This window comes from Streptomyces sp. Ru73, assembly GCF_002920575.1.
GTDB lineage: Bacteria > Actinomycetota > Actinomycetes > Streptomycetales > Streptomycetaceae > Streptomyces.
Genome location: NZ_PQSQ01000001.1, coordinates 131,381 through 143,382, shown reverse-complemented (window position 1 = coordinate 143,382; position 12,002 = coordinate 131,381). Strand labels below are relative to the sequence as shown.

Here is a 12,002-nt window from a genome sequence, read left to right as displayed (position 1 = left end):
TCACCTTAGCCGCGCGGCGCCGCGCCCTCCCGGGGTCCGGTCATCCTTGGTCACCGCCGGCGACGGGGAGGACGGAGGCGGTGATGTACGACGCCTCGTCGGAGGCGAGGAAGCAGATGGCGGCGGCCTGCTCGTCGAGGGTGCCGTACCGCTTGAGCAGCGAGGACTCCGTCGTCTGGTCGACGATCTGCTGGTACCAGGCGCGTTCCCTGTCGTCGGCGGCGGCCGGGCCGCGGGCGACCCGGCGGGGCGGTGCCTCGGTGCCGCCGGGGGCCGTGGCGACGACGCGGATGCCGTACGGGGCGGCCTCCAGGGCGAGCGCGGAGGTGATGCCGTTGACGCCGCCCTTGGCCGCGGCGTAGGGGACGCGGTTGACGCCGCGCGTGGCGACGGAGGAGACGTTCACGACGGTGCCGGAGCGCCGCGCGATGAGATGCGGGAGCGCCGCGCGGCAGGTCCACAGGGTCGGGAAGAGGGAGCGCTGCACCTCGGCCCGGATCTGCTCGGGGGTGTAGTGCTCGTAGGGCTTGGCCCAGATGGTGCCGCCGACGTTGTTGACGAGGATGTCGATGCGGCCGCCGAGTGCCCGGTGGGCCTCGGTCACGGCCTGCTCGGCGCCGTCGTACTGTTCGAGGTCGGCGGTGACGGCGTGTGCGGGGGCGCCGTCCTTGCCCAGCTCGGTGGCGAGTTCGCGGACCAGTTCGGCGCGGTCGACGAGGACGACCTCGGCGCCTTCGGCGGCCATCCGGCGGGCCACGGCCTCGCCGATGCCCTGGGCCGCGCCGGTGATCACGGCCTTCTTCCCGGCGAACCGGCCGGGGAAGTACGCGGCGCTCACCGTGCGGCCCCCGCGAGCGCGGCGGTGCCGGTCGGCGCGAACTTCTCGGTGTGGAAGTGGGCGGGGGTGACGCCCTGCTCGGCCAGGTGCGCGCGGACGGCCTCGACCATGGGCGGCGGCCCGCAGACGTACACGTCCACGTCGCCGTCGTTGAGGTGGCGCGGCTCCAGGCGGCCGGTGACGTACTCCTTCACGCAGTGGTCGTAGGTGAAGCCGGGGATGACGGCCGCGTAGTCGGCGAGGGCTTCGAGGCGGACCAGGTCGCGGTCGGCGGAGACGCCGTAGACCAGGTGGACCGGGTGGGCCGGGGGTTCGGTGGCGAGCTTCTCCAGCATGGAGAGCAGGGGTGCGAGGCCGGTGCCGCCGGCCAGCAGCAGTGCGGGGCGCTCGATCGCGCGGAGGTAGAAGCTGCCCATCGGGCCGGTGAAGTCGATGCGGTCGCCGGGCTGTGCGCGGTCGCGCAGATAGCCGGACATCGCGCCGTCCTCGGTGAGGCGGACGAGGAAGGAGACCTGGCCCTCGGCGGGTCCGGAGCTGAAGGAGTAGGAGCGGGTGACGTCGGTGCCGGGCACGGCGACGTTGACGTACTGGCCGGGGAGGAAGGCCAGCGCGGCGCGGTCGTCGGGCTCCAGGGTGAAGGCGACGGTGGTCTCCGACAGCTTCTCCAGCGCGACCAGCGTCGAGCTGTGGGTGGCGGCGGCGGTCTTGGCGGCTTCGGAGGTGGCGGGGATGCGGAGCACCAGGTCGCTCTGCGGGGTCATCTGGCAGGGCAGTGCGTATCCCTGTGCGGCCTCCTCGTCGCTCAGTGCCTCCTCGATGTAGTCGCCGCCGTCGTAACGGCCGCTCTCGCAGAGGGACTTGCAGGTGCCGCAGGCGCCGTCGCGGCAGTCGAGGGGGATGTTGATGCGGGCCTTGTAGGACGCGTCGGCGACGGTTTCATCGGGTCCGCAGGTGACGAACCGGGTGATGCCGTCCTCGAAGGTCAGGGCGACCTGGTAGCTCATGGTGAACTCGATTCGGGGGAAGGGCGAATGATCAGATGTGGTAGACGTCGACCACGTGGTGGATGTAGTCGTTCTTCAGAACGACCTTCTTCTTCCTGATCAGTGGGGTCTCGCCCGAGAAGTCGATGGTGTAGAACGAGGTGCCGAAGTAGGTGTCCACGCTCTGGTAGCGGTAGTAGAGCGTGAACCAGTTGAAGCGCACGTCCAGTTCGGCGCCGCGCCGCCCGGTGATCTCCACGTTGGTGATGTTGTGCCCGGTGCGCGGCTCGGGGAGGCTGGTGGCGCTGGAGCGGTCGGTGCGGATACGGAAGACCCGGTCCTCCAGGCCGCCGCGGTTGGCGTAGTAGATCAGTGAGATCTCGGTCTGCGGGTCGCGGGTCAGCTCGTCGTCGTCCGCCCAGGCCGGCATCCAGAACTCGGCGTCCGGGTGGTAGCACTCCAGCCACTTCTCGAACTCGCGGTCGTCGAGGTGGCGGGCCTCGCGGTAGAGGAACTGCCGGACGTCCTCCAGGGTGACGGCCGGGGCTGCGGTCTCGGTGCTCACGGTCATGTCCTCGCTCCGTCCTTACCGGTCCCGGCCCGCGGCCGCGGCGTCCTCGGCGGCCACGGCCCTGCGCATGGTGTCCAGCCAGTAGCCGTGCTGGATCGAGTAGAGGGTTTCGTCCTCGGTGCGGACGCCGCTCGCGATGGGGTGGATGCCGAGCTTCTTCGCGTCCTCGTCGGGGCCGGTGATGCGGTGGGCCACGCCGCGGCTGAGGTCGTTCCAGGGGGCCGCGCCGGCCAGGTAGGTCTTCTGGCAGGAGCGGAACTCCTCCAGGTCGTCCGGGGTGGCCATGCCGGAGGCGTTGAAGAAGTCCTCGTACTGGCGGATGCGGTTGGCGCGGGCCGCGGCGCTCTCGCCCTTGGGGGCGATGCAGTAGATGGTGACCTCGGTTCTGTCCACGGCGATCGGGCGGAAGTGCCGGATCTGGGAGCTGAACTGGTCCATCAGATAGACATTGGGGTACAGGCACAGGTTGCGCGAGTACTCGATCATCCAGTCGGCCTTGTCCTCGCCGAACTCGGCGACCAGCTCGGCGCGGCGCTCGTTGAGCGAGCGGTTGGAGGGGTCCTCCCAGCGGGTCCACAGCAGCAGGTGGCCGTGGTCGAAGGAGTAGTAGCCGCCCTTCTGGCGGGCCCAGCTGCCGGCGTCCATGTTCTTGGTGTCGTTGGCGGACTCGCCGGAGGTGCGGCGTGCGGTGGTGGCGGCGTAGTTCCAGTGGGTGGCGGAGACGTGGTAGCCGTCGGCGCCGTTCTCCGCCTGCACCTTCCAGTTGCCGTCGTAGGTGTAGGTGGAGGAGCCGCGGAGCACCTCCAGGCCCTCCGGGGACTGGTCCACGATCATGTCGATGATCTTGGTGGCCTCGCCGAGGTGCTCGGTGAGCGGCAGCACGTCGGGGTTGAGGCTGCCGAAGAGGAAGCCGCGGTAGTTCTCGAAGCGGGCGACCTTCGTCAGGTCGTGCGAGCCGTCCTTGTTGAACTGCTCGGGGTAGCCGGCGCCGCGGCCGTCCTTGACCTTCAGCAGCTTGCCGGAGTTGTTGAACGTCCAGCCGTGGAACGGACAGGTGAAGGTGGTGCGGTTGTCCGTCTTGCGGCGGCAGAGCATCGCGCCGCGGTGGCTGCACGCGTTGATCAGGCAGTGCAGCGCGCCGTCCTTGCTCCGCGAGATCACCACGGGCTGGCGGCCGATGTACGTCGTGAAGTAGTCGCCGATCTCCGGGATCTGCGTCTCGTGCGCGAGATAGACCCAGTTGCCCTCGAAGATGTACTTCATCTCCAGCTCGAAGATCTCCTCATCGGTGAAGATCTTCCGCCGGGCCCGGTAGATGCCGTGCTCCTCGTCCTCCACCAGGGCGTCGTCCAGGATCGCCCGGGTGGTGACCGACGTCTGCGTCATGGTCCCTCCAAACCTGCGCCGGGCCCCCGTCGTCCCGTCGGGGGTTCTCACGGCCGCTTTTCAGCACCATGGCAGCGGGGTGCCGACACCACCCCGGGCATTTGCCCAGGGTTGACCCAGGGCCTCATTGAGATTCCTTGCATATCAATCGGCGGGAAAAGAGTATTTCTCTCGTCTGAGAACCGCTGCCTACGATGAGCCGCATTCCGGCGGCAAGGAAGCCAAGGAGGCCCCATGGAACTGCGCCACCTGCGCTATTTCGTCGCCGTCGCCGAGACCCGGCACTTCGGCCGGGCCGCGGAGAACCTGCACATGGCACAGCCCCCGCTGTCCCAGGCGATCCGCCAGCTGGAGGCGGACCTCGGGGTCGAGCTGTTCACCCGGACCACCCGCCAGGTGGCGCTCACCGGGGCCGGCGAGGTCTTCCGTACCGACGCGGTACGCATCCTGCAGTCGGTCGACGAGGCGACCACCCGCGTGCGCCGCTTCGCCAAGGGCGCCGAGGGCATCCTCCGGCTCGGCCTCACCGGGACCGCCTGCTACCGGCAGCTCCCCGAGATCGCCCGGCTGGTCAAGGAGGAGATGCCGGGGGTGGCGCTGGAGATCCAGACCGAGCTGCTGACCCCGGCGCAGGAGCTGGCCCTCACCGAGAACCGTCTCGACGTGGGCATGCTCCGGCCGCCGGTCCGGCAGGAGGGCATCGTCTGCCGGGAGGTCGCCCGCGAACCGCTGGTGCTGGCGGTCCCCGAGGACCACTGGCTGAGCGATGCGGAGGCCGCCGAGGTCGCCCAGCTGCGCCACGAGAACTTCATCATGTACGCGGTCAACTCCCGCTCCGTCGTCAACGACGCGGTCACCAGGAGCTGCCTCGCGGCGGGCTACTACCCGCACTGCGCACACGATGTCACCGAGACCTCGACCGCGCTGGCGCTCGTCGCCGCCGGTCTGGGGATCGCCCTGCTGCCCGACTCCGTCCGCTCGGTGTCCCGGGAGGGCGTCGTCTTCAAGCCCGTCCGGGACGCCGAGACCGTCGGCCTCGCCCTGGCCTGGCGCGAGCACGACACCTCTCCCCTGCTGGAGACGCTGATCGGCGTCCTGGAGACGCACGGCGTGTTCGTCGCGGACTCCGAGGACCGCTGAAGACCACCGCAAACGAGGACCGATGAAGATCACCGAGATCGAGGCGATTCCGTTCGCCATCCCCTACAAGAAGCCGCTGAAGTTCGCCAGCGGCGAGGTCCACACGGCCGAGCACGTCCTCGTACGCGTCCACACCGACGACGGCCTGACGGGCATCGCCGAGGCACCGCCCCGGCCCTTCACCTACGGCGAGACCCAGGAATCCATCGTCGCGGTCATCAGCAAGGTCTTCGCGCCGCAGCTCACCGGCCTCGCCCCGACCGCGCGCGAGGCGGTGCACCACCGCCTGAACCGCACCGTCGGCAACCCCACCGCCAAGTCCGCCGTGGACATGGCCCTGTGGGACATCATCGGGCAGTCCGTCGGACTGCCCGTCACCGAACTGCTCGGCGGCTTCACCGACCGGATGCGGGTCTCGCACATGGTGGGCTTCGCGCCGCCGGAGCAGATGGTCGACGAGGCACGGCGCATCCGCGACACGTACGGCATCACCACCTTCAAGGTGAAGGTCGGCCGCCGCCCCTTCCGGCTCGACGTCGAGGCCTGCCGGGCGCTGCGCGAAGGGCTGGGCGACGAGGCGGAGCTGTACATCGACGGCAACCGCGGCTGGACCGCCTCCGAATCGGCCCGCGCGCTGCGGGCGATGGAGGGGCTGGACCTGACGCTGGCCGAGGAGCTGTGCCCGGCCGACGACGTCATGGGCCGCCGCTGGCTGGTGGCGCGCACCGGCATCCCGTTCGTCGCCGACGAGAGCGCCACCCGCCCCGGCGAGGTGACCCGTGAGCTGCTGGGCGGTTCCGCGACCGCCATCAGCATCAAGACGGCCCGCACCGGCTTCACGTACTCCCAGCGCGTCCACCACCTGTGCGAGGGGCTGGGCGTGGAAGCCGTGATGGGCAATCAGATCGACGGCCAGATCGGCACGTTGTGCACCGCGGTCTTCGGATCCGCCTACGAGCTGACCGCGCGCCGGGCCGGCGAGCTGTCCAACTTCCTCGACATGAGCGACGACCTGCTCGCCGAGCCGCTGCGCATCGAGGACGGCACACTGCGCGTCCGCGAGGGCGCGGGCCTGGGCATCGCGCTCGACCCCGACAAGCTGGCCCGTTACCGGCAGGACACCTGACCGGCGGCGGCGCCGTACACCGCACGAGCCGCACCACTTCCCCTCTTCCCCCGTGAGGACAGGAGCACCACCATGAGCGAGAACGTCCAGGAGCAGGCCACCGCCGCCGCGTCCGGCGCCTCCGCCACCGAGGCCTTCCGCGCCAAGCAGCGGGCCGAGGCCGCCAGCAGCAAGGAGCGCGTCTCCACCCTGGCCACCGAGGTCATCACCGCGGTGCACGACGTGATCCGCCGCCACAAGGTGACGTACGCGGAGTACGACGCGCTGAAGGCGTGGCTGATCGGCGTCGGCCAGGACGGCGAGTGGCCGCTCTTCCTCGACGTGTGGATCGAGCACGTCGTCGAGGAGGTCGCCAACGAGAACCGCGAGGGCAGCAAGGGCACCATCGAGGGCCCGTACTACGTCCCCGACTCGCCGGAGTTCCAGGCCGAGGCGACCCTGCCGATGCGCCCGGACGAGGCCGGCACCCCGCTGCTCTTCCAGGGCCAGGTGCGCGGCGTGGACGGCACGCCGCTGGCGGGCGCCCGTGTGGAGATGTGGCACGCGGACGACGACGGGCTGTACTCGCAGTACGCGCCGAACCTGCCGGAGTGGAACCTGCGCGGCACCGTCGTCGCCGACGAGCAGGGCAACTTTAAGATCCACACGATCCAGCCGGCGCCGTACCAGATCCCCACCGACGGCTCCTGCGGCAAGCTGATCGCCGCGGCCGGCTGGCACGCCTGGCGCCCCGCGCACCTGCACCTGAAGGTGTCGGCCCCCGGTCACCGGCTCATCACCACCCAGCTGTACTTCCGGGGCGGCAGCCACGTCGAGGACGACATCGCCTCGGCCGTGAAGCCCGAGCTGATCCTGGACCCGAAGCCCGCCACCAGCGGCCGGGGCAACGAGGTCACGTACGACTTCGTCATGGACCGGGCGGAGGCCTGAGCATGCTGTTCGCCGTGAAGATGGACGTGCGCCTCCCCACCGACCTGGACCCCGAGGTCAAGGCCGACACCCTTGCCCGTGAGAAGGCGTACTCCCAGGAGTTGCAGAAGGCCGGGAAGTGGCCGCACATCTGGCGGTGCGTCGGCCAGTACTCCAACCTCAGCGTCTTCGACGTGGAGTCCAACGACGAGCTGCACGGCATCCTGTGGAACCTGCCGCTCTTCCCTTACATGTCCATCGAGGTCACGCCGCTGGCGGTGCACCCCTCCGACATCAACGCCTGAGGAGGGGAGCATGGACAAGGTCGTGGCCACCGCCGCCGAGGCGGTGGCGGACGTGACGGACGGCGCCTCCTTCGCCGTCGGCGGCTTCGGGCTCAGCGGCGTCCCCGACGTGCTGATCCGGGCCGTGTACGAGACCGGCGCGAGCGGGCTGCGGGTGGTCTCCAACAACTGCGGGGTGGACGGCGGCGGCCTCGGCATCTGGCTCGGCGCCGGCCGGATCTCCCACGTCACCGGCTCCTACGTCGGCGCCAACAAGGAGTTCGCGCGGCAGTACCTGGCCGGCGAGCTGGAGCTGGAACTCACCCCGCAAGGCACGCTCGCCGAGCGGCTGCGGGCCGGCGGCTGCGGCATCCCGGCCTTCTACACCCCGGCCGGGGTGGGCACGGACGTCGCGGACGGCGGGATGGTGCTGCGGTACGGGCCGGACGGAGGAGTGGCCAAGGCGTCGCCGCCCAAGGAGGTGCGCGAGTTCGACGGCGAGAGCTACGTCCTGGAGCGCGGCATCACCACCGACTTCGCGCTCGTCCGGGCCGCGAAGGGCGACCGGCACGGCAACCTCGTGTTCCACAAGGCCGCGCGCAACTTCAACCCGCTCGCGGCGATGGCCGGCCGGGTCACGGTCGCCGAGGTCGAGGAGCTGGTCGAGCCCGGCGCGCTGGATCCGGACGAGGTGCACCTGCCGGGCGTGTTCGTCCAGCGGGTGGTCGAGCTGACGCCCGCTCAGGCGGCGGACAAGAAGGTCGAGCGGCGCACGGTCGCCGCGCCGCCGAAGGGCGAAGGGACGGTGCGCGGCTGATGGCCTGGACCAGGGAAGAAATGGCCGCGCGGGCCGCGGGCGAGCTGCGCGACGGCGACTATGTGAACCTCGGCATCGGGCTGCCCACGCTGGTGCCCAGCTATCTGCCCGAGGGCGTCGACGTGGTGCTCCAGTCGGAGAACGGCCTGCTCGGCGTCGGCCCGTACCCCACCGAGGAGGAGGTCGACCCCGACCTGATCAACGCGGGCAAGGAGACCGTCACCGTGCTGCCGGGCGCGGCGTTCTTCGACTCCGCGCTCTCCTTCGGCATGATCCGCGGCGGCCACATCGACACCGCGATCCTCGGCGCCATGCAGGTCTCCGCCCGCGGCGACCTGGCCAACTGGATGATCCCCGGGAAGATGGTCAAGGGCATGGGCGGCGCGATGGACCTCGTGCACGGCGCCCGCCGGGTGGTCGTGGTGATGGACCACACCGCCAAGGACGGCAGCCCGAAGATCGTCGAGTCCTGCTCGCTGCCGCTGACCGGCAAGCGCTGCGTGCACCGGATCATCACCGACCTCGGCGTCCTGGACGTCACCGGGGACGGGCTGGCGCTGGTCGAGACGGCACCCGGCGTGAGCGCCGAGGAGCTCACCGCCCGCACCGCGGCCCCGGTCCGGGTCCCGGCCGGCCTCGGCTGACCCGGTCCCGCCCGGCATCCCGTACGTCCCGCCGGCCGACGCACCCGGACAGCCGTCCGGCCGGCGGGAGTGCCACCTGGCCCGGCGGGCATCCGGGCCCGGGCCGGCTTCTCGCAGGTGCCCGACTCAGGAGAAGCGCGGCCCGGGTCCCCGCCGCGGTCCGGGCGGCGGTGGCGCGGGGAGCCGTTCCGCGCTCCCCGTGCCCCGTCCGCCACCCGTTCCCGAACAGTTCCGCAGTTCCGCAGGAGAGTCCGTGACCAGCCCCGCCACCCCACTGCTCCACCACCGCCTGGACGGCCCGGCGGACGCGCCGCCGCTCGTGCTCGGCCCGTCCCTGGGCACCTCGCTCGCCGTGTGGGAGCCGCAGCTGGCCGAACTGACCCGTACCCACCGGGTGCTCCGCTTCGACCTGCCCGGCCACGGCGGCACGCCCACGGACGTCCTGCCCTCCCCCGGCGCCGGCGGCACCACGGTCGCCGCTCTCGCGCGGCTCGTCCTGGACCTGGCCGGCCACCACGGCTGGAGCACCTTCCACTACGCCGGGATCTCGCTCGGCGGCGCGATCGGCGCCCACCTGGCCGTGCACCACGCCGACCGGATCGCCTCGCTCGCGATGATCTGCTCCTCCGCGCGCTTCGGCGAACCGGCCGGCTGGCGGGAGCGCGCCGCCACGGTGCGCGCACACGGCACGGCGGCGATGGCGCAGGCGACGCCGGGGCGCTGGTTCGCCGATCCCGGCACCGCGGCCGGGCCGCGCGGCAGCGGTCTGCTCGCCGATCTCGCCGCCGCCGACCGGGCCGGGTACGCCGCCTGCTGCGACGCGCTGGCCGGCTACGACGTACGGTCCGATCTGTGGTCCGTCGCGGCCCGCACGCTCGTGGTGGCCGGCCGCCAGGATTCGGCGACGCCGCCCGCGCACGCCCGGGAGATCGCCGACGGCATACCGGGCGCGGCCCTCGTCGAGGTCGCGGGCGCGGCCCATCTGGCCGGTGTGGAGCGCCCCGACGCGGTGAACGCGGCGCTGCGGGTGCACCTGGACGCGGCGACGGCGGGCCGCTGATCCGGCGTACGACGCGAGGGCCGAGGAGGCGTCAGGCGGGTTCCCCCGGCGCCGGGACCGGCGCCTTCGCTCGCTGTTCCGCGCGGGGCAGCGGCAGGCCGCCGGGCGGGCCCGCCAGCAGCCGGCCCAGGCGCTGCCCGGGGAGTTCGACCAGGCGGTGCGCGAGCATGCAGAGCGGCAGCAGCAGCGCGAGGTAGGCGGCCATCAGCAGTGGTGTGTCGTGCCGCTGCCACGGCACGGCCAGGTCGCAGACCTCAAGTACGAGCGGGTGCAGGAGGTAGACCGAGTAGCTGATGACGCCGCAGTGGGCGAGCCAGCGCGGTACGCGGTGCCGCCGCAGGGCCATCGCCGCGCCGAACGTGAGCACCGCCAGTCCCGCGCTGACCGACCAGATGCGTACGGCGGAGCGCTGGCCGTCGCCGCCGGTGACCGCGTCGGCGGCACTGAGGTGCAGCGCCGCCGAGAGGACGCAGGCCGCGAGGACCGCGCCCACCACGGCCGTGCCGGCGGCCCTGCCGAGCTGCCCGCGCTCCATCCGGTACAGCACGGTCCCGGCGAACATCAGGGACAGCAGCGCGAGCCCCTGCCAGGGCGGGACGCGGCCGTTGCCGAGGACCAGGACGGCCGCCAGCCCGCCGCCGAGCAGCGCCCCGGCCCGGGTCCACGGCGCGCGGCCCGAGGCCACGGCGCACAGTGCGACGGCCGCCCCGAGCGCGGTCGCCGCGATCACCGGGGCGCTGCCGAGACCGCGGGTCAGGGCAGCGGCCGGCAGCGCCCCGCCGGCCACCACGCCGAGCGCGGCAACGCCGAGCGCCGCGGGCGCGGAGCGGCGGTGCTGCCGCAGTGCGAAGAGGGCCGAGACGAGGAGGTAGAACGCCATCTCGTAGGAAAGGGTCCACAGCACGTTGAGCGCGTTGGGCACGCCCAGGAGGTCCTGGAGCATCGTGGCGTGCGCGAGCACGGCGCTCAGCGGGTCGCGCTCCCCGAGCCCTTCGCGCAGCTGCCCGGGGCCCCAGCGGGCGAGCAGTGCGGTGCCCGCGAGCGCCACGAGGAGCAGCGGGTAGAGGCGGCAGACACGGCCGGTCCAGAACCGGCGCAGGGAGCCGCGCCGTTCCAGGGACGCCGGGATGATGTACCCGCTGACCAGGAAGAAGACGATGACGCCGTAGGTGCCGGGGTTGACGTGGCGCTGCACGGCGGCGGACAGGTCGGGGAGGTAGCGCGGCGCCGCGTGGTGGAGCGCGACCATCAGCGCGCCGATCCCCCGCAGCGCGTCCAGCCACGCCAGCCGCCGGTCCGGGTCCGGTCCGCCGCCCGCGCCCGGCAGGTCGGGCACGTGCGCCGGGCGGGCCGCCTGGGTCGACATCAGCCACACCGCATCACTCATCGTCACACCGTACGTACGTTGCGTGAGGACTGCACGCCGGGCTGACGCCACATCAGTCGTACGGGTCACCCGCGGCCGTCCGGGGCCCTCGCCAGGCGCCCGCCGGGTCTGCCTAGACTGGGCCGACCAGTGGACCATCGCGAGGAGCCAGCCGTATGACCGCCGTTCACCCGTCGGCCCGCACCGCAGGCCGGCAGCGCGACGCGGCGCGGACGAAGGCGGAGATCCTGAAGGTCGCGACGGAGGAGTTCGCGCGGCAGGGGTACACCGGTGCCCGGGTGGACGAGATCGCGGCGCGCATCCACACCACCAAGCGGATGATCTACTACTACTTCGGCAGCAAGGAGCAGCTGTTCACGGCCGTGCTGGAGCACGCGTACGCGGGCATCCGGCAGCAGGAGCAGCAGCTGGACGTCGAGCACCTGGATCCCGCCGCCGCCATCCGGCGGCTGGCCGAGCTGACCTTCGACCACCACGAGGCGCACCCCGACTTCATCCGCCTGGTGAGCATCGAGAACATCCACGAGGCGGAGCACATCGCGGCCTCGGAGACGATCGGCCGGCTCAACTCGCCGGCCATCGAGGTGATCGGGCGCATCCTCGAACAGGGCCGTGCGCAGGGGGTGTTCACCATGGAGGTGGACGCGGTGGACCTGCACGCGATGATCAGTTCGTTCTGCTTCTTCCGGGTCGCCAACCGGCACACCTTCGGCGCGCTCTTCGCGCGGGACCTGACGGCGGCGGACCGGCGGGAGCACTACCGCACGATGCTGGGTGACATGGTGCTGGGCTATCTGACGGGGTCGGCGGCGAGCTGAGCGGCGGGGCCGCACGGGCGGGAATTGTTTCCGCGAGAT

13 protein-coding genes are annotated in these 12,002 nt (G+C 71.8%); 8 read left to right on the top strand and 5 right to left on the bottom strand.

The annotated features are described in order from the left end of the window. Positions 1–40: 40 nt before the first annotated feature. The 4 genes from C3486_RS00655 to benA are packed head-to-tail and all read right to left on the bottom strand — an operon-like array spanning position 41 to position 3,778. A complete protein-coding gene (locus C3486_RS00655; RefSeq protein ID WP_103830504.1) occupies positions 41–838 on the bottom strand; it encodes a 1,6-dihydroxycyclohexa-2,4-diene-1-carboxylate dehydrogenase in 798 nt (265 codons plus the stop codon). Continuing rightward, positions 835–1,842 (bottom strand): benzoate 1,2-dioxygenase electron transfer component BenC, encoded by a 1,008-nt coding sequence (gene benC / locus C3486_RS00650; RefSeq protein ID WP_103830503.1) that lies wholly within the window; start codon positions 1,840–1,842, stop codon positions 835–837. Before benC ends, C3486_RS00655 begins: the two co-directional genes overlap by 4 nt. A 31-nt stretch (positions 1,843–1,873) precedes the next feature. Next, the gene (gene benB, locus C3486_RS00645; protein WP_103830502.1) at positions 1,874–2,392 is read right to left on the bottom strand and encodes a benzoate 1,2-dioxygenase small subunit; all 519 of its coding nucleotides are present in this window, start codon (positions 2,390–2,392) and stop codon (positions 1,874–1,876) included. Between the two features lie 15 nt (positions 2,393–2,407). Then, positions 2,408–3,778, bottom strand: coding sequence for a benzoate 1,2-dioxygenase large subunit (gene benA, locus C3486_RS00640; protein ID WP_103830501.1), 1,371 nt, complete (start codon positions 3,776–3,778; stop codon positions 2,408–2,410). 234 nt (positions 3,779–4,012) lie between these two features. On the opposite strand from benA, the gene C3486_RS00635 reads away from it, so the two are divergent. The 7 genes from C3486_RS00635 to C3486_RS00605 all read left to right on the top strand — a co-directional run bounded on the left by C3486_RS00635 (position 4,013) and on the right by C3486_RS00605 (position 9,758). Beyond that, positions 4,013–4,918: a LysR substrate-binding domain-containing protein gene (locus tag C3486_RS00635; RefSeq protein WP_103830500.1), complete on the top strand. Its 906-nt coding sequence runs from the start codon at positions 4,013–4,015 to the stop codon at positions 4,916–4,918. A 22-nt stretch (positions 4,919–4,940) separates the two neighbouring features. Further along, the gene (locus tag C3486_RS00630) at positions 4,941–6,044 is read left to right on the top strand and encodes a mandelate racemase/muconate lactonizing enzyme family protein (RefSeq protein WP_103830499.1); all 1,104 of its coding nucleotides are present in this window, start codon (positions 4,941–4,943) and stop codon (positions 6,042–6,044) included. Between the two features lie 72 nt (positions 6,045–6,116). Further along, positions 6,117–6,974 carry a catechol 1,2-dioxygenase gene (gene catA / locus C3486_RS00625; RefSeq protein ID WP_103830498.1) on the top strand — a complete coding sequence of 286 codons (858 nt, stop codon included), beginning with the start codon at positions 6,117–6,119 and terminating at the stop codon, positions 6,972–6,974. A gap of 2 nt (positions 6,975–6,976) precedes the next feature. Continuing rightward, positions 6,977–7,258 carry a muconolactone Delta-isomerase gene (gene catC / locus C3486_RS00620; RefSeq protein ID WP_103830497.1) on the top strand — a complete coding sequence of 94 codons (282 nt, stop codon included), beginning with the start codon at positions 6,977–6,979 and terminating at the stop codon, positions 7,256–7,258. 10 nt (positions 7,259–7,268) lie between these two features. After that, a complete protein-coding gene (locus C3486_RS00615; RefSeq protein ID WP_103830496.1) occupies positions 7,269–8,054 on the top strand; it encodes a CoA transferase subunit A in 786 nt (261 codons plus the stop codon). Continuing rightward, positions 8,054–8,698 (top strand): CoA transferase subunit B, encoded by a 645-nt coding sequence (locus C3486_RS00610; RefSeq protein ID WP_103830495.1) that lies wholly within the window; start codon positions 8,054–8,056, stop codon positions 8,696–8,698. Before C3486_RS00615 ends, C3486_RS00610 begins: the two co-directional genes overlap by 1 nt. A gap of 253 nt (positions 8,699–8,951) precedes the next feature. Further along, positions 8,952–9,758 (top strand): alpha/beta fold hydrolase, encoded by an 807-nt coding sequence (locus C3486_RS00605; RefSeq protein ID WP_258052508.1) that lies wholly within the window; start codon positions 8,952–8,954, stop codon positions 9,756–9,758. Between the two features lie 31 nt (positions 9,759–9,789). On the opposite strand, the gene C3486_RS00600 is transcribed toward C3486_RS00605, so the two are convergent. Further along, positions 9,790–11,145, bottom strand: coding sequence for an acyltransferase (locus C3486_RS00600; RefSeq protein WP_258052507.1), 1,356 nt, complete (start codon positions 11,143–11,145; stop codon positions 9,790–9,792). A gap of 155 nt (positions 11,146–11,300) precedes the next feature. Here C3486_RS00600 and C3486_RS00595 point away from each other — a divergent pair, with 155 nt between their 5' ends. Beyond that, the gene (locus C3486_RS00595; RefSeq protein WP_103830494.1) at positions 11,301–11,963 is read left to right on the top strand and encodes a TetR/AcrR family transcriptional regulator; all 663 of its coding nucleotides are present in this window, start codon (positions 11,301–11,303) and stop codon (positions 11,961–11,963) included. Positions 11,964–12,002 lie beyond the last annotated feature (39 nt).

Bases quoted from the DNA above. Each gene is read 5' to 3' on its own strand.
- benC (WP_103830503.1), bottom strand. From the start codon at position 1,842: ATGAGCTACCAGGTCGCCCTGACCTTCGAGGACGGCATCACCCGGTTC.
- benB (WP_103830502.1), bottom strand. From the start codon at position 2,392: ATGACCGTGAGCACCGAGACCGCAGCCCCGGCCGTCACCCTGGAGGAC.
- benA (WP_103830501.1), bottom strand. From the start codon at position 3,778: ATGACGCAGACGTCGGTCACCACCCGGGCGATCCTGGACGACGCCCTG.
- C3486_RS00635 (WP_103830500.1), top strand. From the start codon at position 4,013: ATGGAACTGCGCCACCTGCGCTATTTCGTCGCCGTCGCCGAGACCCGG.
- C3486_RS00630 (WP_103830499.1), top strand. From the start codon at position 4,941: ATGAAGATCACCGAGATCGAGGCGATTCCGTTCGCCATCCCCTACAAG.
- catA (WP_103830498.1), top strand. From the start codon at position 6,117: ATGAGCGAGAACGTCCAGGAGCAGGCCACCGCCGCCGCGTCCGGCGCC.
- catC (WP_103830497.1), top strand. From the start codon at position 6,977: ATGCTGTTCGCCGTGAAGATGGACGTGCGCCTCCCCACCGACCTGGAC.
- C3486_RS00615 (WP_103830496.1), top strand. From the start codon at position 7,269: ATGGACAAGGTCGTGGCCACCGCCGCCGAGGCGGTGGCGGACGTGACG.
- C3486_RS00610 (WP_103830495.1), top strand. From the start codon at position 8,054: ATGGCCTGGACCAGGGAAGAAATGGCCGCGCGGGCCGCGGGCGAGCTG.
- C3486_RS00600 (WP_258052507.1), bottom strand. From the start codon at position 11,145: ATGAGTGATGCGGTGTGGCTGATGTCGACCCAGGCGGCCCGCCCGGCG.
- C3486_RS00595 (WP_103830494.1), top strand. From the start codon at position 11,301: ATGACCGCCGTTCACCCGTCGGCCCGCACCGCAGGCCGGCAGCGCGAC.